The 25731-nt window shown below is 65.3% G+C and carries 19 protein-coding genes and 1 tRNA gene; 14 read left to right on the forward strand and 6 right to left on the reverse strand.

Going from position 1 to position 25731, the window contains the following annotated elements; all coding sequences use genetic code 11:
- Positions 1 to 8: 8 nt before the first annotated feature.
- On the reverse strand, positions 9 to 1400 hold the full coding sequence (gene argA, locus AB4Y36_RS10440) for an amino-acid N-acetyltransferase (RefSeq protein ID WP_069268156.1): 1392 nt from the start codon (positions 1398 to 1400) through the stop codon (positions 9 to 11).
- 23 nt (positions 1401 to 1423) lie between these two features.
- On the opposite strand from argA, the gene hrpA reads away from it, so the two are divergent.
- The 5 genes from hrpA to AB4Y36_RS10465 all read left to right on the forward strand — a co-directional run bounded on the left by hrpA (position 1424) and on the right by AB4Y36_RS10465 (position 10156).
- Positions 1424 to 6043 carry an ATP-dependent RNA helicase HrpA gene (hrpA, locus tag AB4Y36_RS10445; protein ID WP_368682936.1) on the forward strand — a complete coding sequence of 1540 codons (4620 nt, stop codon included), beginning with the start codon at positions 1424 to 1426 and terminating at the stop codon, positions 6041 to 6043.
- Between the two features lie 146 nt (positions 6044 to 6189).
- Positions 6190 to 7215, forward strand: a complete 1026-nt coding sequence (locus AB4Y36_RS10450) for a beta-propeller fold lactonase family protein (protein ID WP_368682937.1) — start codon at positions 6190 to 6192, stop codon at positions 7213 to 7215.
- 17 nt (positions 7216 to 7232) lie between these two features.
- Entirely contained in the window at positions 7233 to 8291 is a 1059-nt protein-coding gene (locus AB4Y36_RS10455) for a sterol desaturase family protein (RefSeq protein WP_368682938.1), read from the forward strand.
- Positions 8292 to 8429: 138 nt separating this feature from the next.
- Positions 8430 to 9263, forward strand: a complete 834-nt coding sequence (locus AB4Y36_RS10460; protein ID WP_069268153.1) for an EI24 domain-containing protein — start codon at positions 8430 to 8432, stop codon at positions 9261 to 9263.
- Between the two features lie 35 nt (positions 9264 to 9298).
- Positions 9299 to 10156, forward strand: a complete 858-nt coding sequence (locus AB4Y36_RS10465) for a molybdopterin-binding protein (protein WP_342945910.1) — start codon at positions 9299 to 9301, stop codon at positions 10154 to 10156.
- 114 nt (positions 10157 to 10270) lie between these two features.
- On the opposite strand, the gene AB4Y36_RS10470 is transcribed toward AB4Y36_RS10465, so the two are convergent.
- Entirely contained in the window at positions 10271 to 10735 is a 465-nt protein-coding gene (locus tag AB4Y36_RS10470) for a rhodanese-like domain-containing protein (RefSeq protein ID WP_133181498.1), read from the reverse strand.
- Between the two features lie 465 nt (positions 10736 to 11200).
- Here AB4Y36_RS10470 and glnA point away from each other — a divergent pair, with 465 nt between their 5' ends.
- The 4 genes from glnA to AB4Y36_RS10490 all read left to right on the forward strand — a co-directional run bounded on the left by glnA (position 11201) and on the right by AB4Y36_RS10490 (position 17838).
- Positions 11201 to 12616 (forward strand): type I glutamate--ammonia ligase, encoded by a 1416-nt coding sequence (glnA, locus tag AB4Y36_RS10475; RefSeq protein ID WP_042264808.1) that lies wholly within the window; start codon positions 11201 to 11203, stop codon positions 12614 to 12616.
- A 230-nt stretch (positions 12617 to 12846) separates the two neighbouring features.
- Entirely contained in the window at positions 12847 to 13989 is a 1143-nt protein-coding gene (glnL, locus tag AB4Y36_RS10480; protein ID WP_368682939.1) for a nitrogen regulation protein NR(II), read from the forward strand.
- A 66-nt stretch (positions 13990 to 14055) separates the two neighbouring features.
- The gene (gene ntrC, locus AB4Y36_RS10485) at positions 14056 to 15627 is read left to right on the forward strand and encodes a nitrogen regulation protein NR(I) (protein WP_368606285.1); all 1572 of its coding nucleotides are present in this window, start codon (positions 14056 to 14058) and stop codon (positions 15625 to 15627) included.
- 117 nt (positions 15628 to 15744) lie between these two features.
- Complete coding sequence (locus AB4Y36_RS10490; RefSeq protein ID WP_368682940.1) at positions 15745 to 17838, forward strand: prolyl oligopeptidase family protein; 2094 nt, start codon at positions 15745 to 15747, stop codon at positions 17836 to 17838.
- A 9-nt stretch (positions 17839 to 17847) separates the two neighbouring features.
- Here AB4Y36_RS10490 and xth read toward each other — a convergent pair whose 3' ends face one another.
- On the reverse strand, positions 17848 to 18633 hold the full coding sequence (gene xth, locus AB4Y36_RS10495; RefSeq protein WP_069268147.1) for an exodeoxyribonuclease III: 786 nt from the start codon (positions 18631 to 18633) through the stop codon (positions 17848 to 17850).
- Positions 18634 to 18716: 83 nt separating this feature from the next.
- Positions 18717 to 19445, reverse strand: coding sequence for an SDR family oxidoreductase (locus AB4Y36_RS10500; protein WP_069268146.1), 729 nt, complete (start codon positions 19443 to 19445; stop codon positions 18717 to 18719).
- A 100-nt stretch (positions 19446 to 19545) separates the two neighbouring features.
- Here AB4Y36_RS10500 and AB4Y36_RS10505 point away from each other — a divergent pair, with 100 nt between their 5' ends.
- Positions 19546 to 20166: a 2-hydroxychromene-2-carboxylate isomerase gene (locus AB4Y36_RS10505; protein WP_368682941.1), complete on the forward strand. Its 621-nt coding sequence runs from the start codon at positions 19546 to 19548 to the stop codon at positions 20164 to 20166.
- Positions 20167 to 20227: 61 nt separating this feature from the next.
- Here the strand turns inward: AB4Y36_RS10505 and AB4Y36_RS10510 are convergent, their stop codons facing one another.
- Positions 20228 to 21229, reverse strand: a complete 1002-nt coding sequence (locus AB4Y36_RS10510) for an NAD(P)H-dependent flavin oxidoreductase (RefSeq protein ID WP_368682942.1) — start codon at positions 21227 to 21229, stop codon at positions 20228 to 20230.
- Between the two features lie 189 nt (positions 21230 to 21418).
- Between AB4Y36_RS10510 and AB4Y36_RS10515 the strand changes: the two genes are divergently transcribed.
- Together AB4Y36_RS10515 and AB4Y36_RS10520 are read left to right on the forward strand one after the other, a co-directional pair.
- A complete protein-coding gene (locus tag AB4Y36_RS10515) occupies positions 21419 to 21961 on the forward strand; it encodes a PadR family transcriptional regulator (protein ID WP_368682943.1) in 543 nt (180 codons plus the stop codon).
- Positions 21962 to 22096: 135 nt separating this feature from the next.
- Positions 22097 to 22173, forward strand: a tRNA-Met gene (locus tag AB4Y36_RS10520).
- Positions 22174 to 22270: 97 nt separating this feature from the next.
- On the opposite strand, the gene AB4Y36_RS10525 is transcribed toward AB4Y36_RS10520, so the two are convergent.
- The gene (locus AB4Y36_RS10525) at positions 22271 to 22978 is read right to left on the reverse strand and encodes an aspartate/glutamate racemase family protein (protein ID WP_368682944.1); all 708 of its coding nucleotides are present in this window, start codon (positions 22976 to 22978) and stop codon (positions 22271 to 22273) included.
- Positions 22979 to 23143: 165 nt separating this feature from the next.
- Here AB4Y36_RS10525 and dinB point away from each other — a divergent pair, with 165 nt between their 5' ends.
- Together dinB and AB4Y36_RS10535 are read left to right on the forward strand one after the other, a co-directional pair.
- Entirely contained in the window at positions 23144 to 24316 is a 1173-nt protein-coding gene (gene dinB, locus AB4Y36_RS10530) for a DNA polymerase IV (protein WP_368682945.1), read from the forward strand.
- 113 nt (positions 24317 to 24429) lie between these two features.
- Positions 24430 to 25716 carry an amidohydrolase family protein gene (locus AB4Y36_RS10535; protein ID WP_368682946.1) on the forward strand — a complete coding sequence of 429 codons (1287 nt, stop codon included), beginning with the start codon at positions 24430 to 24432 and terminating at the stop codon, positions 25714 to 25716.
- Positions 25717 to 25731: the final 15 nt, after the last annotated feature.

Below are 25731 nucleotides of genomic sequence, written 5' to 3' on the forward strand. Positions count from 1 at the left end.
CGGCGCGCTCAGAGCTGTTTCATCAGCACGAGCGATTTGCGCTGCCAGTTATAGAGGCGGCGGCGGTCTTCGGGCAGGTCGTCGACCGTTGCCTTGACGAAGCCGCGCTTCAGGAACCAGTGTTCGGTGCGCGTGGTGAGCACGAAGATGCGTGTGAGACCGCGCGCCCGTGCACGCTGCTCGATGCGGCGCAAGAGACGTTCGCCGTCGCCGGAGCCTTGTGCTTCGGGAGAGACCGTGAGGCACGCCATTTCGCCGATACGCTCCTGCGAGTACGCGTAAAGCGCCGCGCAGCCGAACAGCACGCCATCGTGCTCGATCACCGAGAAGTGGTCGATGTCGCGCTCGATCTGGTGACGCCCGCGCCGCACGAGTGTGCCGTCGGTTTCGAGCGGCTCGATCAGCGTGAGAATGCCGCCGACGTCGTCAGGCGTGGCTTCGCGCAGGCTTTCCAGATTCTCGTACGAGATCATGGTGCCCACGCCGTCGTGCAGGAACAGTTCGAGCAGCAAGCCGCCGTCGAGCGCGTAGGGAATGATGTGCGCACGCCCCACGCCGCCGCGGCACGCGCGAATGGAGTGCTTCAGATAGAAGCCTTCGTCGCCGAGCACCGTGCCGCCTTCTTGCAGTTTGTAGGCGTCGTCGAGCGACATTTCGCGGATCAGCTCGCCTTCCTCGTCGATCAAGCCCTGCGTTTCCGTAAGGAAGACGATCTTGTCGGCGCGCAGCGCGATGGCTGCCGCCGAGGCGACGTCTTCCATCGACAGATTGAACGCCTCGCCCGTGGGCGAAAAACCGAGCGGCGAGAGCAGCACGAGCTTGCGGCTCGCGAGCGAGTGGCGGATCGAATCGGCGTCGATCTTGCGCACGACGCCCGTGTGCTGGAAGTCCACGCCGTCGAGAATGCCGACCGGCCGCGCCGTCACGAAGTTGCCCGACACCACGCTGATGTGCGCGTGTGCCATCGGCGTGTTCGGCAGACCCTGACTGATCGCGGCCTCGATGTCGAGACGCACTTCACCGGCCGCTTCCTTCGCCGATTCGAGCGCGCGGGCATTGGTGATGCGCATGCCGTGCGAGAACTCGGACTCGACGCCGTGCAGGCTCATCTGCTCCTCGACCTGCGGGCGCGAACCGTGCACGAGCACGATCTGGATGCCCATGGCCTGCAAGAGCGCGATGTCGGCGACGAGCGCGTTGAGCAGGTTCTGGTGCACGACCTCGCCGCCGAAACCGACGACGAACGTCTTGCCCTGGAACGCGTGGATGTAGGGCGCGACCGATCGCATCCAGTCGACGAACTGCGCGTGCTGCGCCATGATCTGCGAGTCGGAATCCGCAGCGGCGGCGGAGGCCGGCGCGCTGGCAGTAGCGGGGACGAGGTCGGTTTGGGAATTCATGCCCGGGATTATAATGCGCCCCCATGTCGAATGTACCCAAAAGACCTGCCTCGGCGCAGGGCAGCAACACCCCGGCCGGGAAGGAAACGGCGCAGGACGGCGCGAAAGCGAAAGGCGCGGCGCAGAAGTATGGCGACGGGCAAAAGCTCGCGTCGACGGACAAGCTTGCCGCGCTGATGGGCGGTGGCGCGTTGGGCGGCGCGCGCGTGCAGGACAAGCGTGCGGAGCAGAAGCAACCACAGGCGCAACAGCAGACGCCGCCGCGCGCGGAACAGCGCCCGGATCAGCGACCGGATCAGCAGCCGGATCAGCAACTGCATCAGCAGCCTGAGCAGGGAAACGAAACGAAACCCGCGCCGCAGTCGCCGTCACAATCGCCATCGCGAGGCGAACCGCGTGCGCAGCGCAGCGCCGCTCAGCCCGCCAGGCGACGCGAGGCGCGCGACGATCGACGCCCGGCGCAGCGAAACGAGCCACGAGATCGCCCGAACGAATCGCGCGAGGCACGCGCCGAGGCGCCGCGCAATCAACCGTCGCGCGCGCAGCAACCTCCGAAGCAGGCGAAGCCGCAGAACCCGCCGAATCCGCAGCGATCCGCAAAACCGAAATCCGAACACGCGCCGCGCCCCGGCAGTGAAGGCGAACGTGATCGCGCGCCGCGCGCCGAACGCCAGGAACGTCCGCCGCGTGCACCACGCGCGCACGTCGAGCCGAACAAGGTTCCGCCCATCACGTTCCCCGAAGCGCTGCCGGTCTCCGGCCGCCGCGAAGAAATCGCGCGTGCGATCGCACAGAATCAGGTCGTGATCGTGAGCGGCGAAACGGGCTCGGGCAAGACCACGCAGTTGCCGAAGATCGCGCTCGCGCTGGGCCGCGGCCTCGGCGCGGGCGGCACGGGTTTGATCGGCCATACGCAGCCGCGTCGGATCGCGGCTTCGGCCACGGCGCGGCGCATCGCCGACGAACTCAATACGCCGTTCGGCGAAGTGGTCGGCTACAAGGTGCGCTTCACCGACAATCTCTCGCCGGGCGCCTCGGTCAAGCTCATGACCGACGGCATTCTGCTCGCGGAGACGCAAACCGATCCGCTGCTCAAGGCCTACGACACGATCATCATCGACGAGGCGCACGAGCGCAGCCTGAACATCGACTTCCTGCTCGGCTATCTGAAAGAGATTCTGCCGCGCCGGCCCGACCTGAAGCTGATCGTGACGTCGGCGACCATCGACGCCGATCGCTTCGCGCGCCACTTCGGCAGCGAGGAAAAGCCCGCGCCCGTGATCGAGGTGAGCGGCCGGCTGTATCCCGTCGAAGTGCGCTATCGCCCGGTGCAGGAAGACAGCCCGGCGGTGAAGAACGCGCAGGGCACGACGGGCCGCGAAAAAGGTGCGAAGTCTCAGCGCGACACCGATCGCGACCTGATGGAAGCCATCGTCGATGCCGTCGACGAACTCTGCCGCGAGGGCTCGGGCGACGTGCTCGTGTTCCTGCCCGGCGAGCGCGAGATTCGCGACGCCGCGGAAGCACTACGCAAGCATCATCCGCCGCACACGGAAATCCTGCCGCTATTCGCGCGGCTGTCCGCGCAGGAGCAGGAGCGCGTCTTCAAGCCGTCGAACGCGCGCCGCATCGTGCTCGCGACCAATGTGGCGGAAACGTCGCTCACGGTGCCGGGCATCCGCTACGTGGTCGATACGGGCCTCGCGCGCGTGAAGCGCTATTCGTATCGCAACAAGGTCGAGCAGCTGCAGATCGAGTCGATTGCGCAGGCGGCGGCGAACCAGCGCGCGGGCCGTTGCGGGCGGGTCGCGGACGGCATCTGCATCCGGCTTTACGAGGAAGCGGATTTCATCGCACGGCCGCGCTTCTCTGATCCGGAAATCCTGCGCTCGTCGCTTGCCGCCGTGATTCTGCGCATGAAGTCGCTGCATCTCACGGCGATCGAGACGTTCCCGTTCATCGAGCCGCCGCCGGGCCGCGCGATCGCCGACGGCTATCAGCTGCTCAACGAACTCGGCGCCGTTGACGACGACAACGCGCTCACGCCGCTCGGCCGCGAACTCGCGCGCCTGCCGCTCGATCCGCGTGTGGGACGCATGATTCTCGGCGCACGCGACGAGCAGGCGCTGCGCGAAGTGCTCATCATCGCGAGCGCGCTGTCGGTGCAGGATCCGCGCGACCGACCGATCGAGGCGCAGGAGCAGGCGGACCAGGCGCATCGCCGTTTTGCGGACGAACGCTCCGAGTTTCTGCAGTGGCTCAAGATCTGGGCCTGGTTCGAAGAGGCCGTCGCGCACAAAAAGTCCAACCGGCAACTGCTCGATGCGTGCCGCGCGAATTTTCTGTCGCACTTGCGTCTGCGCGAATGGCGCGACGTGCATTCGCAATTGCTGACCGTGGTGCGCGAGCATGGCTGGCGCATCAACGAAGCCGACGCGACCTACGAGCAGATCCATCACGCGCTGCTCACGGGCCTGCTCGGCAATATCGGTCTGAAGGCCGACGACGACCCGCATTACCTCGGCGCGCGCGGCATCAAGTTCCACTTGTGGCCGGGCTCGGCGCTCGTGAAGAAGGCGGGGCGCTGGGTGGTGGCCGCCGAACTCGTCGAAACGAGCCGCCTCTACGCGCGCTGCATCGCGAAGATCGAACCCGAGTGGCTGGAGAAGGTCGGCGCGCACTTGTTAAAGAAGTCGCTCTCCGAGCCGCATTGGGAAAAACGCGCGGCGCAGGTGAGCGCGTTCGAGCGCGGGGTGCTGTATGGCCTGCCGGTGTATCAACGCAGGCGCGTGGCGTTCGGCAAGCAGGACCCGGCGCGCGCCCGCGAACTCTTCATTCGCGGCGCGCTCGTGGAGGGCGAGTTCGACACGAAGCTCGCGTTCTTCGCGCACAACCGCAAGCTGCTCGCCGATATCGAGCAACTGGAACACAAGTCGCGCCGCCAGGATGTGCTGGTCGACGATGAGCTGATCTACGGCTTCTACGATCAGGCGATTCCGGAAGGCATTTACTCGGGCGCGTCGTTCGAGCGCTGGTATCGCGACGAGGTGAGGAAGGGCGGCGAGCCCGAGGACAAGCTGCGTCTGTTGTACCTCTCTCGCGACGACCTGATGCGCCATGAGGCGGCGGGCGTGACGACCGAGCTGTTCCCGAAGCGCATGACGATGTCGGGCGTGGCGATGGCGCTCACGTATCACTTCGAGCCGGGCTCGCCGCGCGACGGCGTGACGCTCGCGGTGCCGCTCTACGCGCTCAACCAGGTCGATGCGCGCCGCTGCGAATGGCTCGTGCCGGGCATGCTCAAGGAGAAGGCGCAACTGCTGCTGAAGTCGCTGCCGCAGAAGCTGCGCCGCCACTGCGTGCCGCTGCCCGAGTACGCGGCCGGCTTCGCGGAGCGCGTGGGCGGCGAGCGTTTCGGCGCGGGCGGCCTGCTGGAAGCGCTGATCGCCGACGTGCGCGAGCAAAAGCAGATCGCCCTGAAGTCGGCCGACTTCAAGCTGGAGACGCTGCCTGCGCACCTCTTCATGAACTTCAAGGTGGTCGACGAGCACGGTCGCCAGCTCGCGATGGGCCGCAACCTCGCGCAACTGCGCGCCGAACTCGGCGCGCAGGCGCAGCAGCAATTCCAGAAGCTCGCGAGCGCGACGGCGCTCGCGGCGCTGGAAACGCATGCGCAGGGCGGTGAAGCACCACAGAACGCTCCGGGCGAGCGCATCGCAAGCAACAACGCGCCGCAAAAGAGCAATGCACCACATACGCCCACGCTGGGCGACGCCGCACCTGCCACGGCGCTCTACGAAAACCTCACGACGTGGAATTTCGGCAAGCTGCCCGAGCTGCTGGAAATCCGCCGCGGCGGACAAACGCTGTTCGGCTATCCCGCGCTCGTCGATCGCGGCACGCATTGCGACGTCGAAGTGTTCGATTCGCCGGAGGAGGCCGCACGCATCCATCGCGCGGGGCTGCGCCGGCTCTTCGGGCTGCAGTTGCGCGAGCCGATCCGCTACCTGGAGAAGAACCTGCCGGGCCTGCGCGAGATGGCGATGCAGTTCATGGCGCGCGCCACGCAGGAGGAACTGCGCGACCAGCTGGTCGAACTCGCGCTCGATCGCGCCTGCCTGCAAGACCCGCTGCCCGACGACGACGCGAGCTTCCACGCACGCAAGGATGAAGGCCGCGGACGCCTTTCGCTGCTCGCGCAGGAAATCGCGCGGCTGGTCGGGCAGATCCTCGCGGAATACGCATCGTTGGCGAAGAAGCTCGTGCAGGCCAAGGCCTTCGGCGCGCCGGCCGCGGACATGCAGGCGCAGGTCGACGCGCTCATCAGCAAGCGCTTCATTCTGGAGACGCCCTATGCACAGCTCGTGCATTTCCCGCGCTACCTGAAGGGCGTCGCGCTGCGCATCGACAAGCTGCGCGCCGACCCCGCTCGCGACGCACGCCAGGCCGCCGAATTCCAGCCACTCGCGCAGCAGTATCAGCGCGCGCTCTCGCAGCGCGGGGGCGTGTTCGATCCGCGTCTTTCGGAGTTCCGCTGGCTGCTCGAAGAGCTGCGCATATCGCTCTTCGCGCAGGAATTGCGCACACCGATGCCGGTCTCGGTCAAGCGCCTCCACAAGGTATGGGAATCGATGCAGCGATAAAGCGCATTGCGGGCCATAACAGTTCTTCAAAATTGTTCGAAAAAGGGGCGCTCAATTGCGCCTCTTGCATATTTCAAGGGCTTTACGTCAACCTTGCTTGCGGGTAGACGTTCTACAATCACGAATCTGCCCGGGAACGATTCTTCATGCCGAACAACAACACCTTTAGCCGCGTCGCCGCCAAGGCCGCAACGTTTGCGCTCGCTTGCGCAGCGACGGTCGCCACTTTCGCCTCCACGGCCGCTTACGCGAACAACATCATCGTCCTGAATTCGGGCGAAGCCACGTTGAGCCTCATCGACGACAAGACGCACGAAGTCGTCGGCACCGTGCCCACGGGCAAGGAACCGCACCACCTCTTTCCCACGCCGGACAACGCCTCGCTGATCGTCGCGAACTCGGTGTCGAACAACCTCCTGTTCGTCGATCCGAAGACCGGCAAGGCGCAGCGCTGGGTCGAAAACGTCGAAGACCCGTACCAGCTCGGCTTCTCGCCCGACCGCAAGTGGTTCGTGACCACGGGCCTGCGCCTCGACCGCCTCGACATCTACAATTACGCGGGCGGCAGCAACATCACGCTCGCCAAACGCCTGCCGCTCTCGGCCATGCCGAGCCACCTGGCGTTCACGAACGACAGCCGCACCGTGTTCGTTTCGCTGCAGGTTTCCGGCGAAATCGCCGCGGTCGATCTGCCGACGCAGAAGGTGCTCTGGAAGATGAAGGTCGGCGCCGCGCCGGCTGGCCTGTGGCTCACGCCCGGCGACAAGTATCTGCTCGTCGGCATGACGGGCGCCGACTACGTGGCGGTGGTGGACTGGCGCAACCAGAAGATCGTCAAGACGATCCAGGTGGGCAAGGCCGCGCACAACTTCCGCTCGCTCGTGGACGGCCGCCATGTGCTGGTGTCGAGCCGCGTGGCGAACGTCATCAGCATCATCGACGAGGACACGCTCGAAAAGACCGGCGAGATCAGCGGCCTGATGCCCGGCCCCGACGACATGGAGCTGACCGCCGACAAGCGCTATCTGTGGGTGACGTTCCGTTTCGCGAAGCACATCGGCCTCATCGACATGCAAACCAGGAAGCTCATCAAAACCATCGCCGTGGGCCGCTCGCCGCATGGCATCTACTTCTACGATCGCGCGCCCGTCACGGCGCCGAACGGAGCTTAAGGCAACGGGGCGCGCGCATGGATACGGTGGCGTCGTTGCTGGCCTTCGTCGCGCACGCGGGGCAGTCCGTGATCGCGTCGGCAGACGACCTCGTCTCCTGGCTGCAAACGCTCCTCTACATCGACGTCATTCAGCCGGTGCTCTTTCGCATCGGCATGATGGACGTGGACGAAGACACCTACGACGCGCTGTACTGGGTGATCGTGGGTGTGCTCGAAGTGGGCCTGATGTACGCGCTGCTGCGCCCGCTCGAAGCGCTCGTGCCCGCGGAGAAGTGGCGCGACCGCAAGGGCGTGGGCGTCGATGCGCTCTACACGTGGGTCACGCGCCTCGGCATCCTGAACCTGCTGTTTTTCTTCACGATGCAGCCGTTCTTCGATCGTGCGCAGAGCGCGCTGCGGCTCATGGGCGTGAAGACGGTGGACCTCGACAATCTCTGGCCGGGCGTGAGCACGCAGCCACTCGTGGCGTTCGCGATCTATCTCGTGGTGCTCGACTTCTTCAGCTACTGGTACCACCGGCTTTCGCATCGCTACGGCGTCTGGTGGGAGTTGCACGCCGTGCACCACAGCCAGCGCAAGATGTCGCTCTGGTGCGACGACCGCAACCACCTGCTCGACGTGATCGGGCAGTCGTGCATGTTCGCCGCCGTGGCACTCGTCATCGGCGTGCCGCCCGCGCAATTCGTGGTGCTCGTCGCGCTCACGAACTTCGTGCAGAGCGTGCAGCACGCCAACATTCGCGTGCATTTCGGCTGGCTCGGCGAGCGTCTGCTGGTGAGCCCGCGCTTTCACCGCCGCCATCACGCCGTCGGCTATGGCCACGAAGGCACCCACTATGGCTGCAACTTCGGCGTGCTGTTCCCCTGGTGGGACATGATGTTCGGCAGCGCGTCGTTCAATCGCGAGATCGAGCCCACGGGCATTCGCGATCAGCTCGAAGGCGTGAGCTATGGCGAGGGTTTCTGGGCGCAGCAGGGTTATGCGTTCACCCGCATCGCGCGGCGCCTGCGTTCGCGTTCGCACGCCGCCGCCGCCACGCCGGCCGAGGCGCGCGACGACGCCACCGTGACCTGAGCGCCGCCACGGCGTCCTTGCACTTGCTCGCACCCGTCTTACCCGCCATGCGCGCGGTGGTTTATGCTGTCGGCTTGGTCGCACCGATTTCGCCGACACCGTGTTCTCCACCCGTCCTTTTCGCCGTATTCCGCTCGCATGAATGACCTGTTGCGCTCGTTCGGACGCGCGCTCGCGAGCGTGTTCCATCCCGCCATGCTGCTGCTCACCTTCGTGCCATTTCTCGTGGCGGCGGCGGTGTGGGGCGCTGTGCTCTACGTGTTCTGGCAGCCGCTGCTCGACCTGATGCGCGGCGCGCTCGCGAACTGGTCCTCGACGGCCTACCTCTATCATCTGTTCGACGCGCTCGGTTTCGGCTGGCTGCGCGCGACGATCGCGCCGTTTCTCGTCATCATCCTGACGATTCCGCTCATCGTGATCACGGTGCTGCTGCTGATCGTCGCGATTTCGATGCCGCGCGTGATCCGACATCTGTCGAAGCGCCAGTACGGGACGCTCGAGATGCGGCACGGCGGCAGTTGGTACGGCAGCCTGTTCTATTCGCTCGTCACGACGCTCGTCTGCCTGATCGTGATGATCGTGACGCTGCCGCTGTGGCTCATTCCGCCGTTCTTCGCGCTGATTCCGCCGCTGTTGTGGGGCTGGCTCACGTATCGGGTGATGACCTACGATGCGCTTGCGCTACACGCAACCGTCGAAGAGCGCCGCACGCTGGTGCGCAGCCATCGGCTGCCGCTGCTCGTGATCGGCGTGGTGAGCGGACTGCTCGGCTCGCTGCCCACGGCCATCTGGGCCGTGTCCGCGTGGCTGCTGCTGTTCTTCCCGGTACTGGCGGCGGTGACCATCTGGATCTATGCGTTCATTCTGGTGTTCACGGCGCTCTGGTTCGGTCACTACTGCCTGCGGGCGCTGCAGCGCATGCGTGCCCACGATGTGCAGCAGGCGTCCGGCGACGTGACGATCGTGCACTAACGCTCAATCATCAAGACAATCCAACGAGGCGGCCCATGGCATTTGGCGTCATCATCATCGGCGACGAGATTCTCTCGGGGCGCCGCTCCGACAAGCATCTGCCGAAGGTCATCGAACTGCTCGGCGCGCGCGGCCTCTCGCTCGAGTGGGCCCAGTACGTGGGCGACGATCCCGAGCGCATCACCGAGACGCTGCGGCGCTCGTTCGCTTCGGGCGACATCGTGTTCTCGACGGGCGGCATCGGCGCGACGCCGGACGACCACACGCGCCAGTGCGCCGCTGCGGCGCTGGGCGTGCCGCTCGCGTTGCACCCTGACGCCGAGGTGGCGATCCGCGAGCGCATCCGCGACATGCACACGGGCGCCGATCCCGTGAATTACCAGTCGCCAGAGAATCTGCACCGCTTCCAGATGGGCACGTTCCCGCAGGGCTGCGAGATCATCCCGAACGGCTACAACAAGATTCCGGGTTTTTCGATTCGCGATCATTACTTCGTGCCCGGTTTTCCCGTGATGGCCTGGCCGATGATCGAATGGGTGCTCGACACGAAGTACGCGCACCTGCATCACCAGACGCCGCACGCCGAGAAGTCGCTGCTCGTGTTCGAGCTGCCGGAGTCGACGCTCACGCCGCTCATGGAGCGCATCGAGCGCGATTTTCCGGGCGTGCGGGTGTTTAGCCTGCCGAGCGTGGGCGATGCGGAGCGCGGCGGCATTTATGCGCGCCGGCACATCGATCTGGGCGTGAAGGGCGAGCCCGAGGCCGTGGCGGCCGCCTTCGTGAAGCTGCGCGAAGGCGTGCACGAGCTGGGCGGCGATGTGGTCGAGCCGGCGGCGCCGGGCGAGGGGACGCCCGATCGCGAACGCCGCAGCGCGCCGCGCGCCGGTTTTTGAATCAGCGTGTGAAGATGGGCCGCGTGCGGCGGGAGGGCAGGCGGCGCATCATCGGCATGTCACACGGGGCGCTCAGAGTGGCCCGTTGGGTTGGAGCGGGGCGGTTTCAGGGTGTCAGGCGCCGATCCACGGCAGGCCGCGGAAGCACCAGCCCGTAACGGTCTTGCGGTGCCCCTGGCCGTCCTTGTCGCCTTCGAAGCCTTCGAGCAGGTCATAGGCCTTCGTGAAGCCGGCCTTGGCGGCCTCGATGGCGGCGAGCTTGGAGCGCGCGGCGCTGCGGCACAGGAACAGCACTGGCGCGTCGGCTTCCACGGCGCTCTTGAGCTGGGTGAGGAACTCGGCGTTGGGCACGCCGCCCGGATAGCGGGTCCATTCGACATGCGAATACTGGCCGTCGCCCACGACGGGACGGCCGACCCAGTCGAGTTCGGCGCGTGTGCGCACGTCGACGAGGCGCGCACGCGGGTCGAGCTGCAGAAGCTCGAATGCCTCTGCGGGCGACACCGCGCCCGCGTAGGGCAGCTGGTTCTCGACGCGGCGTTTCTCGGCCTGGGCGTACAACTGTTCGAGCGTACTCATGACAACGGATCTCCTGTTTCGCGTTGGACCAAAAAAACATTCTAGCGCGTAGGGACGGAGCGGGCAGGACGGTCCGGACAAGGTGAAACCGGACGTACACGATGGATTGGGCGGCACAAAGGGCAAGATGCATTGAAATGGTGCACGCGAGGTGTTTTGCACCATAATGAAGAGAGATTCGCGCGCCAAATTCGGGATTGCACGAATTTGGTGCCGATGAGCCGCCACGGTGGCGGCTCCATAAAAGCGCGGCGCACGATTTTTGACTCCAAGTGCGTGTCGCGAAAGGGATTTGCGCCACGTTGGCGCATGCATGGCACGGAAGCTGCTTTATACGTCTCGATCGATTCGCAGCCGGCCAGCCAGGGCAGCAGGGCAGACCCGGGAAAGAGGCGGCCGGCGGGGATCAAACAAGATTGGGACGGCGGCAGCGTTCGCCGAAATCGTTAATCAGGAGAATAGGTTATGAGTAAATCCGTGGCCGACGTCATGCAACTCGTCAAGGACGAAGACGTCAAGTTTGTCGACTTCCGCTTCACGGACACGCGCGGCAAGGAGCAGCACGTTTCGGTTCCGCTGTCGGCATTCGACGAAGACAAGTTCGAGTCGGGTCATGCGTTTGACGGTTCGTCGATCGCCGGCTGGAAGGGCATCGAAGCCTCGGACATGTTGCTCGTGCCGGACCCGAACACGGCCTTCATCGACCCGTTCTACGAAGAATCGACGCTCGTGCTGACCTGCGACGTGGTCGAGCCGGCCGACGGCAAGGGCTACGAGCGCGACCCGCGTTCGCTCGCCAAGCGCGCTGAAGCCTACCTGAAGAGCACCGGCCTCGGCGACACCGCCTTCTTCGGTCCGGAGCCGGAATTCTTCATTTTCGATTCGGTCCAGTGGAACACGGATCAATCGGGCTGCTTCGTGAAGATCGGCTCGGATGAAGCACCGTGGTCGTCGGGCCGCGAAATCGAAGGCGGCAACACGGGTCACCGTCCGGGCACGAAGGGCGGCTACTTCCCGGTCGCACCGGTCGACACGTTCCAGGACATCCGCTCGGAAATGTGTCTGCTGCTCGAGCAGATCGGCATTCCGGTCGAAGTGCACCACCACGAAGTGGCGGGCCAGGGCCAGAACGAAATCGGCACGAAGTTCTCGACGCTGGTTCAGCGCGCGGACTGGACGCAGCAACTGAAGTACATCGTCCACAACGTCGCGCACACGTACGGCAAGACGGCGACGTTCATGCCGAAGCCGGTCGTCGGCGACAACGGTTCGGGCATGCACGTTCACCAGTCGATCTGGAAGGACGGCCAGAACCTGTTCGCGGGCAACGGCTACGCTGGTCTGTCGGAATTCGCGCTGTTCTACATCGGCGGCATCATCAAGCACGCTCGCGCGCTGAACGCCATCACGAACCCGGGTACGAACTCGTACAAGCGTCTCGTGCCGCACTTCGAAGCGCCGGTCAAGCTCGCTTACTCGGCACGCAATCGTTCGGCATCGATCCGTATTCCGCACGTGTCGAACCCGAAGGGCCGCCGTATCGAAACGCGCTTCCCGGATCCGCTCGCCAACCCGTACCTGTGCTTCTCGGCACTGATGATGGCAGGTCTGGACGGCGTGCAGAACAAGATCCATCCGGGCGAAGCCGCCGACAAGAACCTGTACGACCTGCCGCCGGAAGAGGATGCAAAGATCCCGACCGTCTGCGCCGGCCTCGACCAGGCTCTCGAAGCGCTCGACAAGGATCGCGAGTTCCTGACGCGCGGTGGTGTGTTCACCGACGGCATGATCGACGCGTACCTCGCGCTGAAGGAAAGCGAACTGCAACGCGTGCGTATGACCACGCACCCGGTCGAGTTCGAACTGTACTACTCGCTGTAATTGGCGATGGCGCTTCGCTGCATGCTACACAGCGAAGCGCCGGTTCAGTTTCTTCGACTCGCAGGACGCGTGCGCGTTGGGTCTCCAAGGGACGGCGGTGCCGTCCCTTTTTCGTTGGGGCACCTGTCGCTCGTCGACGAGACGTATCGACCCGCTAGTTGACCAGCGTATTGACCAGAACTAACGACCAGGACCGTTGCTGGCGCGCCGCATGGCGTCCGGCCTGAAACATGGTGCTCAAGAATCTGATCAAGGCAAGAAAGGGCCACGCCGAACCGCTCTCCGACGACGCGCCGCTCGTCGAGTCGGGCCTGTTGCCCGGCTTCGAGGCGCTGCCCACGGTCGTGCTCGTGCTCGACAAGCGCACATTGCGCGTTGCCTTCGCGAATCCGTCGGCGGAGGCGATGCTCGATCTCTCGCGCCGTCAGCTCGCGCAGATGGGGTGGTCCGATCTCTTCTCGAATGCGGACGAGCTGCTTTCGACGATCGCGTCGATCGCCGAGCATCGCTTTCACGCGACGCGGCTCGACGCTTCGCTGGAACGCCCCGGACGCGAGCCGCTGAACGTGCATGTGGTCGTGGGCTTTCTCGAAAGCACGCCCGATTACGTGCTGCTCGAACTCTTCGAGAACGAGCAGCATCTGCGCAGCGACCGCGAGGAGCGTATTCACGACCTCACGGCCGTGAACAAGCATCTGATCCGCAATCTCGCGCACGAGATCAAGAATCCGCTCGGCGGTATTCGCGGCGCGGCGCAGTTGCTCGAATTCGAACTCGGTGCGCTGGAGCGCGACGAGCTGCGCGAGTACACGCAGGTGATCATCAAGGAGTCGGACCGCCTGCAGACGCTCGTCGACCGGTTGCTGGAGCCGCACCGGCATCCGCATATCGTCGGCGACGTGAACATTCACGAAGTATGCGAGCGCGTGCGCGCCGTGATCCTCGCGGAGTTCCCGCGCGGCCTCACCATCGAGCGCGACTACGACGTGAGCGTGCCCGACCTGCGCGGCGACAAGGAGCAGTTGATCCAGGCACTGCTGAACATCGTGCGCAACGCGGCGCAGGCGCTGCGCGAACGCATTTCGCAGGGCGACGCGCGCATTGAATTGCGCACGCGCATTGCGCGCAAGGTCACGATTTCCAAACGCTTGTGCAAGCTGGCACTGGACTTGCATATCACTGACAACGGGCCCGGCATTCCCGAGGAGATTCGCGACCGCATCTTCTATCCGCTCGTCTCCGGACGCGAGGATGGCAGCGGTCTCGGCCTCACGCTCGCACAGACGTTCGTCCAGCAGCACGACGGATTGATCGAAGTGGATAGCCGGCCGGGACACACCGAGTTTCAGATACTGCTGCCGCTCGAAAGTTGAATCGATAGCTAGACCTGAATTGAGATTTACCGATACCGCACGCCACCAGGACTTCTGACCGAACTTATGAAGCCGATCTGGATAGTAGACGACGACCAATCGATACGCTGGGTGCTAGAAAAGGCCCTTGCCCGCGAGAACTTCGCTACCCGAAGCTTTTCGAACGTGCGCGAAGCCGCGAGCGCGCTCGATCACGACAGCCCGCAGGTGCTCGTCTCCGACATCCGCATGCCGGGCGGCTCGGGCCTCGAGCTGCTGCAAACCGTGCGTGAGCGCGTGCCGGGTTTGCCCGTCATCATCATGACGGCGTTCTCCGACCTCGACAGCGCCGTTGCCGCGTTTCAGGGCGGCGCGTTCGAGTATCTCGCCAAGCCGTTCGATGTCGACAAGGCCGTCGAGCTGATTCGCCGCGCCGTGGACGAAAGCATGCGGGGCGAGCAGCAGTGGGACGAGCGTCCCGCCGAAGCGCCCGAGATGCTCGGCCAGGCGCCGGCCATGCAGGACATGTTTCGCGCCATCGGGCGGCTTTCGCATTCGGCGGCCACCGTGCTCATCACCGGCGAGTCTGGCACCGGAAAGGAGCTTGTCGCGCGCGCCTTGCACCGACATAGCCCACGCGCGAACGGTCCGTTCATCGCGCTGAACACTGCGGCGATCCCGAAGGATCTTCTGGAATCCGAACTGTTCGGCCACGAACGCGGTGCGTTCACCGGCGCGCAGGCCATGCGCCAGGGCCGCTTCGAGCAGGCCGAGAACGGCACGCTGTTCCTCGACGAAATCGGCGACATGCCGTTCGACCTGCAAACGCGCCTCTTGCGTGTGCTCTCCGATGGGCAGTTCTACCGCGTGGGCGGGCACAACCCGCTGCGTGCGAACGTGCGCGTGATCGCCGCGACGCACCAGAACCTCGAAACGCGTGTGCGCCAGGGGCTGTTCCGTGAGGACTTGTATCACCGCCTCAACGTGATTCGGCTGCGTTTGCCTGCGCTGCGCGAACGCAGCGAGGACATTCCGCTGCTCACGCGCCACTTCCTTCAGAAGAGCGCGCGCGAGCTGGGCGTGGAGCCCAAGCGCGTGTCGGACGAGGCGCTCGCGTGGATGTCGTCGCTACCGTTTCCCGGCAATGTGCGTCAGCTCGAGAATCTCGCGAACTGGCTCACCGTGATGGCGCCCGCGCAGACCATCGAGATCAAGGATCTGCCGCCTGACCTCGTGCCTGCGCACGGCTCCGCGGGAGCGGTGGTGCATCTCGCCGATGCTTCGGCCGCCTCCGAAGTGGGCGCGGCGGCCAATGGCGCGGGCGGCGTCTCGCCGGTTGCGGGCGCCGTGGCCGGGGCGGGCTTGCCGGGCGTGATCGGCGGCGTGGTGTTCGGCACGCCGGCGTTCGGTGCGTCCAACGGCGCCGTTGCCGCAGTCTCGGCGCTGAGCGTGTGGGAGAGCGGTCTGCGCACGGAAGTCGCGCGTCTGTTGCGCGAAAACAGCGCCGACGTCATGGACGAACTCTCGCGCCGCTTCGAAGCCGCCGTGATCCGAGAGGCGCTCGACTTCACGCGCGGGCGCAAGGTCGAGGCGGCCGAGCGTCTTGGCATCGGCCGCAACACCATCACGCGCAAGATCCAGGAACTCAATCTGGAATGAGCGCGTACTAGCTTGTGGCACCGGTCCGGTCTCGCGTTACGCGAGCCGGCCCGGCGCGCAGTGCATCGGCGCGCACACAGGGCATAATCGACGCTGTTTTCCTGTCGACGACCGATCATGCCCGTGACTTCTCCCTGGCCCACCGAGGCCGATCCGTTCCTTTCGCTCGAATCACTCGACGACCCTGCCGTCATGGCCTGGGTCGAATCGCAGAACGCGCGCACGCGCGCCGCGTGGCAAGGTGGTGCGCGCTTCGAGGCGCTCGAGAAGCGCCTCGCGCAGGCCTACCTGCCGCGCGAGCGGCCCGTGATCCCGAGCCGCTGGCAGGAATGGGCCTACGATCTCTGGGAGGACGAAGACAATCCCAAGGGCCTGTGGCGCCGCGCGCTTTGGGCCGACTGGCGCGCCCACGAGCCGCAGTGGCAAACGCTCATCGACTTCGACGCGCTGGGCGCGAAAGAAGGCATGCCATGGGTGTGCGCCGGCATCGACATCCTCTACCCTGACGGCGACCGCGCGCTGATCCAGCTTTCCGATGGCGGCTCCGATGCGGTCATCGTGCGCGAGTTCGACATCGTGAAGCGCGAGTTCCTCGACGATGGTTTCGCCATCGCGAAGGAAGGCAAGCACATCATTTCGTGGATCGATCGCGATACCGTGTACCTGGGATGGGACGCGGGCGGCAAGAGCGGCAAGAAGATGCTCACGCGCTCGGGCTATCCGCGCGAGGTGCGCCGCTGGACGCGCGGCACCGCGCTCGCCGACGCACCCGTGGTGTTCAGCGGCGAGTTCGACGACATCAGCGTGGAGGGCGACTACGATCCGGTCGAGAAGCGCCACGACGTGGTGCGCAGTGTCGACTTCTTCGATTCATACACCTATCGTCTCGATGAGCGCGGCGACTGGCAGGTGTACGACGTGCCTACGCATGTCTCAGTCGGCGCGTGGCACGGCTGGCTGCTGCTCGAGCCGCGCCTCGACTGGAGCGTTGCGGGCGTGACGTACAAGGGCGGTGCGTTGCTCGTGATCCGCGAAGACGCTTTCCTCGCGGGCGATCGCGCGTTCACGACGCTCTTCACGCCCACGCCGGTTACGTCGGCGTGCGACTGGACCAATACGCTCAATGTCTTGATCGTCTCCTGGCTCGATGATGTGGAAAGCCGCACGATGCTATGGCAGCCGCAGCAGGACGATGGCGCATGGCGCTGGGAGTCGCGCGTGTTTCCTGCGCGTGCGAGTTCGCAGGTGGATGTCTCGCCCATCGAAGACACGCTCAATGACGAAGTATTCGTCGATGTCGACGACTACCTGCTGCCGCCCGAATACTGGCTCGCCGATCTCGCGCAAACCGATCTCCAGCAGTGGGAATTGCTCGACCGCTGGCCCACACAGTTCGATTCCGGCCCGCTCGCGGTGATCCGCTCGCACGCGCGCTCGGCGGACGGCACGAGCGTCCCGTTTACCGTGATCGGCCCGAAGGCCGTACTCGAAGGCGAGTCGCGCAAGGCGTCGCCGTGCCTGCTCACGGGCTACGGCGGCTTCGCCATCGCGCTCACGCCGCAATACCTCGTCGGCTCGGGCATTGGCTGGCTGGAGCAGGGTGGCGTGGTGGCGATCGCGCACATCCGCGGCGGCGGCGAGTACGGCACCGCCTGGCACGTCGAGGCGCAGCGCGAGCATCGCCAGCGCTCGTTCGACGACTTCATCGCGGTGGCTGAGCAGTTGATCGCCGATGGCTACACGAGCGCCGCGCAACTGGGCATTAAGGGCGGCAGCAATGGCGGGCTCCTCGTGGGTGCGTGCATGGTGCAGCGCCCCGAGCTGTTCGGCGCCGTGGTGTGCGAGGTGCCGCTGCTCGACATGCAGCGCTACCCGCTGCTGCATGCGGGTGCGTCATGGATCGACGAATATGGCGATCCTGAGGATGCCGAAGAGTCGCGTGCGCTGGCCGCCTATTCGCCTTACCACCATGTGAAGCCCGGTGTCGTGTATCCGCCGTCGCTGTTTACGACTTCGACGAGCGACGACCGCGTGCACCCCTCACACGCGCGCAAGATGGTCGCGCGCATGGAGCAGCAGGGGCACGCGAACGTCTGGTATCTGGAGAACACCGAAGGCGGCCACGGCCCCGGCAGCGATTCGCTCGAGCGCGCGGAGTATGACGCGCTCGTTTATCGCTTTCTGTGGACTACGCTCGCAGGGAACTGGTAAGGCGCGCGTTTAGCCCGCCATATCGAGCGTGGCGATCACCGGCGTGTGATCGGACGGCTGTTCCCACTTGCGCGGCACCTTGTCCACTTCGCACGCGGTGAGGTGCCCGGCAAGCGCGGGCGAGAGCAGGATATGGTCGATGCGCAAGCCCGCGTTGCGGCGAAACGCGAACATGCGATAGTCCCACCATGTGAAGAGCTTTTCGGGCTGCTCGAACTGGCGGAACGCATCGACGAAACCCAGTTCGATCAGGCGGCGAAACTGCGCGCGCTCCTCGGGCGAGACGAGGTTCTGGCCTTCCCAGGCCTTCGGATCGTGCACGTCGCGGTCTTCAGGCGCGATGTTGTAGTCGCCGAGCAGCGCGAGTTTCGGGTAGCGCTGCATTTCCTGCGCGAGCCAGTCGTGCATGGCGTCGAGCCATTGCAGCTTGTACGCGAACTTTTCGGTGCCGGGCGCCTGGCCGTTGGGGAAATACGCGCTCACCACGCGCACGTCGCCGATGGTCGTGGCGATCACGCGCTGCTGCGGATCTTCGAAGCCCGGAATGTTGCGCACGACCGTGGCCTCGTCGACGAACAGGCCTTCGCGCACGAGGATGCCCACGCCGTTATAGGTCTTCTGGCCCGCGAACCAGCTGCGATAGCCGTGCGCCTCGAGTTCGGCACGCGGGAACTTGTCGTCGGTGAGCTTGAGTTCCTGGAGGCAGAGCACGTCGGTCTTGCTCTCGTTGAGCCAGTCGATGACGTGCTGCAGACGGACCTTGAGGGAGTTGACGTTCCACGTTGCGATTTTCATGTGAGGCTCGGTAGGGTGACGGTGTGCATTCGGTGCACTTGGCCGCCATTATCGCCTGCTTCGCCAGGCGGGCAACAGTTGCCTCACCATTGCTCGAGCCACGGCCGCAGATCGAGTTCGTGTGTCCACGCATCGCGCGGCTGCTGGTGCAGCGTCCAGTAGGCGTCGGCGATGTGCTCCGGGTTCAGGATGCCGTCGCGTTCCTTGAGCTTGTAGCGCTCGGGAAAATTCTCGCGGATGAACTCGGTATCGATCGCGCCATCGACAATGATCTGGCCGACGTGAATGCCCTGCGGTCCGAGTTCGCGCGCCATCGACTGGGCGAGGGCGCGCAGCGCGTGTTTTGCGCTTGCGAACGCCGCAAAACCCTCGCGCCCGCGCAGGCTCGCGGTGGCGCCCGTGAAGAAGATCGAACCGCGCTCGCGCGGCAGCATCACTTTTGCGGCTTCGCGACCCATCAAAAACCCGGCGAAGCAGGCCATTTCCCAGACCTTGTGATAGACGCGCGCCGTGGTTTCGGTAATGCCGAAGCGCACGTTCGCGCCGATATTGAAGATCGCCACCTCGATGGGCGCGATGCGCGTTTCGATGTCCGCGAACAGCGCGATCATGTCCTCTTCCTTGCGCGCGTCCGAGCCGAAGGCGTGCGCTTCGCCGCCCTCGGCTTCGATCTGCGCGACGAGCGGCGCGAGCTTGTCGGCATTGCGGCGCGTCACGCACGCAATGTAGCCCTCGCGTGCGAAGCGGCGCGCGATGGCGCCTCCGGTGGCATCGCCTGCGCCGATTACCAGTACGGCTTTCTTTTGCGTCATGGTGCTTGTCTCACTGTCGATTGCAGCGGCCCGGTTTCAGGTATCTTAGGACGTCGGCGCGCTCGGGCAAAGGTGCGCGAATTCACATAAGGGAGACATGATGGCTGACATCAAGGTGCAGTTTCTGTTCGACTTCGGCAGTCCTAACGCTTACCTGTGCCACAAGGTGATCGGCGGCATCGAAGCGCGCCGGCAGGTGCGTTTCGAGTATGTGCCGATCCTGCTTGGCGGCCTCTTCAAGCTGAGCGGCAATCGCTCGCCGGCCGAGGCGTTCGCGGACATCGAAAACAAGCGCAAGTTCATGATCCTCGAGATGCGGCGCTTCATAGAGCGGCATGGGCTGAGCGCTTATCGGCCCAATCCGCACTTCCCGGTGAATACATTGCAGATCATGCGCGGCGCGATTGCGGCGCAGCGCTTCGGCACGTTCGAGCGCTACGTGGACCGCATGTTCGCGCACATGTGGGAAGAGCGCCTCAAGATGGACGACCCCGCCGTGATCCGCGCGGCGCTGGAGGCGGACGGCCTCGATGCCACGGCATTCGAGACGGCGATTCAGGACGCCGATGTGAAAGCCGCGCTGCTTGCGAACACGCAGTCGGCGTTCGAGCGCGGCGCGTTCGGTTCGCCGACGTTCTTCGTCGGCGAGGAAATGTACTTCGGCAAGGATCAATTGCGCGACGTCGAAGAGGAAATCGCGCGCCTGAAGTCGCACGCGTAAAAGGCGTTGCATCACGAGGCGAGGCGGATGCGGCATGATCGCTCCCGCCTCGCGCTGCGCATCAGAGCGCGGCTTGTTCTACGGATCGTTGCTCGGCTAGCGGCGCGCTCACCACGCCGAGACGCACGCGCGCCGCCTCGTATTCGCGCTTCAAACGCGCGATGAGTTCAGCCGCCGGGACGATGCTCTTTACCGCGCCGATGCCCTGGCCCGAGCCCCAGATGTCCTTCCACGGCTTCACGCGCGTCGAGCCGAAATTCATCGCCGACGGATCCGACTGCGGCAGCGCCTCCGGATCGAGACCACTCGCCACGATGCTCTGGCGCAGATAGTTGCCGTGCACGCCCGTGAAGAGATTCGAGTACACGATATCGCCCGCGCTGCCTTCGACGATCATCTGCTTGTAGGCGTCGACGGCATTCGCTTCACGCGTGGCGATGAACGCCGAGCCGATATAGGCGAGATCGGCGCCCGCCGCCTGCGCCGCGAGAATCGCGTTGCCGTTGCCGATCGCGCCCGACAGCAGCAGCGGGCCGTCGAACCATTCGCGAATTTCGTGGATGAGGGCGAACGGCGAGAGCGTGCCCGCATGGCCGCCCGCACCGGCGGCCACGGCGATCAGGCCGTCCGCGCCTTTCTCGATGGCCTTCTTGGCGAACGTGTTGTTGATCACGTCGTGCAGCACGATGCCGCCCCATGCGTGGATCGCGTGGTTGACCTCTTCGCGCGCGCCAAGCGACGTGATGACGATCGGCACCTTATATTGGGCGCACACGCCGAGGTCGTGCTCGAGGCGGTCGTTCGACTTGTGCACGATCTGGTTGACCGCGAAGGGCGCCGCCGGGGCGTCCGGATGCTTTGCGTTGTACTCGGCGAGTTCGGTGGTGATGCGGTCGAGCCATTCACCGAGCACGTGTTCAGGGCGCGCATTGAGCGCGGGGAACGAGCCGACGACACCCGCCTTGCACTGGGCGATCACGAGATCGGGATTCGAAATGATGAAGAGGGGCGAGCCGACGACCGGAATCGACAGGCCGCGGCGCAGCACGGCGGGAAGGGACATCCATATCTCCTGGACTGGCGGGGGCCGCCGGGTGCGGCTGCCCTCGCGTGATTCGATGCGCCGGCGTGCGCGCCGGCTGGCAGGTTCAAACATAGCAAAGCCGTCGAAACTATGCAACCAGTTGCATAGCTGGAAAATTCGATCCGCAACAGATCCGGTATCGGGCGAGGCGTGGTTTAGAATCGCCGCATGTCGACGCCGCATGCCATCCTCATCGCCTTGCTGGAAAAGCCTTCGTCGGGCTACGACCTCGCGCGCCGCTTCGATCGCGCAATCGGCTATTTCTGGCACGCCACCCATCAGCAGATCTATCGCGAGTTGGGCCGCATGGTCGACGCGGGATGGGTGTCGGTCATCGAGGACGAGACGGCCGCCGCGTCGCGCAAGAAGGTGTATTGCGTATTGCCGGTCGGGCGGGATGAAGTGGCGCGCTGGGTGCGCGAGACCGCGCTCGACCTCGACTCGCGCAACGTGTTTCTGCTCAAGCTGCGCGCCGATGCCGTGATCGGGCCGCTTGGCCTCGCCGAGGAACTCGCGCGGCTCATCGAAGAAAATCGTGCACGGCTCGCGACATATCGGGAGATCGAGCAGCGCGATTTCGGCGCGGCGTCGCTCACGCGCGGGCAGCAGTTGCAGTACGCGATCCTCAAGGCGGGCATTCATACGCAGGAGATGTGGCTTGCCTGGGCGGAAGAGGTGCGCACGCTGGTGGAACCCGCGCAGGCACAGTGATGTGCCAGGTTGTCCGAAGGAATTCTCGTGTCGCGTTTGCTTGCCGACGGTGTCCGAACGCGCCATGTTTCAGTCATGTGAAAAAGACCCTTGACGCAGAAGCGCGTGCACCCTATAATTCTTTTCTCTGACGGACGCGGGGTGGAGCAGTCTGGCAGCTCGTCGGGCTCATAACCCGAAGGTCGTAGGTTCAAATCCTACCCCCGCAACCAAACGTCTGAAGCAGCAAGGCCTCGTGCCAATCAACGAACCCGCTCCAAGCGGGTTTTTTGTTTTCTGCATCTCGAAGCAGCCACGAGCGTCATAGCGCTAAGCACCTGCCTCGCTTCCAATCGCCCAATCCACCGCAGCCTGCGCGTGCAACGCGGTCGTGTCGAACACCGGCAGGGCAGAATCGTTCTGCCCGATGAGCAGCGTGATTTCCGTGCAGCCGAGAATGACCGCCTGCGCGCCGCGTGCCGCGAGGTCATCGATCACGCGCTGATACACGCGCCGCGACTGCGCATCGACGTTGCCGTGACACAGCTCGTCGTAGATGATCCGATGCACGTCCGCGCGATCGTGTTCGTTCGGCACGATCGCTTCGATGCCGTGCGTCTCGCGCAATCGTCCCACGTAGAAGTCCTGTTCCATCGTGTAGCGCGTGCCGAGCAGGCCCGCGCGCGTGAAGCCGGCGGCGCGCAACGCCTGGCCGGTCGGGTCCGCGATATGCAGGAAGGGGATCGAAATCGTCGCCTCGATTGCCGCGCGCACGCGGTGCATCGTGTTCGTCGCGAGCAGCACGATATCGGCGCCGCCGCGTTCGAGCTGCTGCGCTGCTTCGGCCATCTGCACGCCTAGCGCGTCCCAGTTGCCCGCGCGCTGGAGCGCTTCGACCTGCGCGAAGTCTACGGTCACCATCAGGCTGCGCGCGTTGTGATGGCCGCCCAGACGCGCCTTGGCGTGGCGGTTCAGCAGCCGGTAATACTCGGCCGACGATTCCCAGCTCATCCCCCCAACCACCCCGATTGTCTTCATCGATTCGTTCCTCACGCTCGTGGCCCGTTCAGTCCGCACGAGTATAGGCCCGCGCAGCCAGCAGTCCAGAGACGGTCCGGCCGATCCGAAGCGGTACGGGAGCCGACAAAGGGCGCGGACACTTGTCTTGAAAATAATACTGTGTTTTTGTACAGTATCGGGACCGTGACCTCGCCTTCTTCCGACCTCGCGCCGCCGCCTGCACCCGACCCGGGGCGCACCGCCGCCGCACTTGCCGCCGCCGCTCGCAAGATCATCCATTGCGACTGCGACTGCTTCTATGCGTCGGTCGAAATGCGCGACGACCCCTCGTTGCGCGGCCGTCCGCTCGCGGTGGGCGGCCGGCCCGACCAGCGCGGCGTGATCGCCACCTGCAACTACGAGGCGCGGCGCTTCGGCATTCATTCGGCGATGTCCTCGGCGCTCGCCATGCGCAAGTGCCCCGAGCTCTTGATCCTGCCCACGGCGATGGAGAAGTACCGCACCGCCTCGCGCGCGATCATGGCGATCTACCGGGACTACACGCCCGACGTCGAACCGCTCTCGCTCGACGAAGCCTATCTCGACGTCACGCGCGCCTCGCGCTGCAAAGGCAGCGCCACGCTGATCGCCGAGGAAATACGCGCGCGCGTGCGCGAAACCGTGGGCGTGACGGTATCGGCCGGCGTCGCGCCGAACAAGTTCATCGCCAAGATCGCCTCGGACTGGAACAAGCCCGATGGCCTCTTCGTCGTGCGTCCGCCTGAAGTCGATGCCTTCATCGCTGCGCTGCCGGTGCGCAAGATTCATGGCGTCGGCAAGGTCACGGCAGCGAAGCTCGAAAACCTCGGGCTCACCACCTGCGCGCAACTGCGCACATGGTCGCTGTTCGACCTGCATCGGCATTTCGGCGTGTTCGGCAAGCGGCTCTACGAACTCGCGCGCGGCCTGGACGACCGGCCCGTGCGCGCCGATCAGGAGCGCAAGTCGGTGAGCGTCGAGACGACCTACGTGGACGATCTGCTCACGCTCGAAGCGTGCAGCGAGGAGCTCCAGCGTCTTGCAGTGCAGCTCGACGCGCGCATCGAACGCGCGGGTTGCGCGCACGCCGTGCGCAAGCTCTTCGTGAAGATCCGCTTCGCCGACTTCCAGCGCACGACGGTCGAGTGTGTGGCCAGTTCCACCGATGTGCGCACCCTGCTGCTGATGCTCGAAAAGGGGCTCGCGCGACGCAAGCTGGCGGTGCGGCTGCTCGGCGTGGGCGTGCGGCTCGAAGAGGAGAGCCCGGCGTTGCGCGGGCAGTTCGCGCTTTTCGACGACGACCCAGCGGAAGACGATGGCCCGAACGCGCTCGTGTGACGCCTTCGCGTGGAGGGGGGGCACGCCGCTGGCGGCGCCATTCTGGCGCCGATAGAATCGACGCGAGCCGAAACGAAAGCGCCACGCCACCACGCCAGAACAAGGAGCCGCAGATGGACCTGATCATTCGCCGCGCGGTGCTCGCGCATGCGCATCCCGCCGGGTATCCCACGGTGGATATCGGCATCGAGGCGGGGCGCATTACCGCGTTGGAGCCGCACCTCGCGACCGCGGCGCGCGAGGAGATCGACGCCGCGGGTGCGCTCGTGAGCGCGCCGTTCGTCGATGCGCATTTCCACATGGACGCCACGCTCTCGTACGGCCTGCCGCGCGTGAATGCGTCGGGCACGCTGCTGGAGGGCATCGCGCTGTGGGGCGAGCTCAAGCCGCATCTCACGCAGGAGGCGCTCGTCGAGCGCGCGCTGCAGTACTGCGACTGGGCTGTCGCGCGCGGGCTTCTCGCGATCCGCTCGCACGTCGACGTGTGCGATGCACGGCTACTCGCGGTCGAAGCGCTGCTCGAAGTGAAGCGCCGCGTCGCGTCGTATCTCGATCTCCAACTCGTGGCGTTTCCGCAGGATGGCGTATTGCGCAGCCCCGGTGCATTCGACAATCTCAAGCGCGCGATCGCGATGGGGGTGGACGTGGTGGGCGGCATTCCCCACTTCGAGCGCACGATGGCCGACGGCGCCGAATCGGTGCGCCTGCTCTGCGAGTTCGCCGCCGAAAAGGGCCTGCGCGTGGACATGCATTGCGACGAATCCGACGACCCGCTCTCGCGCCACATCGAAACGCTCGCGGCGCAAACGCACCGGTTGGGCCTGCATGGGCGCGTAGCCGGCTCGCATCTCACGTCGATGCATTCGATGGACAACTACTACGTGAGCAAGCTGATCCCGCTCATGCGCGAGTCGGGTGTCGCGGCGATCGCGAATCCGCTCATCAATATCACGCTGCAAGGGCGCGCCGATACCTATCCGAAGCGCCGCGGCATGACGCGCGTGCCCGAGTTGATGGCGGCAGGCGTGACCGTCGCGTTCGGCCATGACTGCGTGATGGACCCGTGGTACAGCTTCGGCTCGGGCGACATGCTCGAAGTCGCGCACATGGGCCTGCACGTCGCGCAAATGACGGGCACCGAGGCCTCGCGCGCCTCGTTCGACGCGGTGACCGTGAATGCCGCGACGATCCTCGGCCTCGAAGGCTACGGCGTGGCGCCCGGTTGCGCGGCGAATCTCGTGGTGCTCGACGCGCGTGATCCCATCGAGGCGATCCGGCTGCGCGCGGCGCGGCTCGCGGTCGTGAGCCGGGGCAGGGTGGTGAGCCGGCAACCCGCGCAGCGCGCAGCGCTTGCGCTCGAAGGTCGGCCGCCAAGCGTCGACTTCAGGCTGTATCGATAAAACGCGGGGCAATAA

The organism is Paraburkholderia sp. BR10936, assembly GCF_040965735.1.
GTDB lineage: Bacteria > Pseudomonadota > Gammaproteobacteria > Burkholderiales > Burkholderiaceae > Paraburkholderia > Paraburkholderia nodosa_A.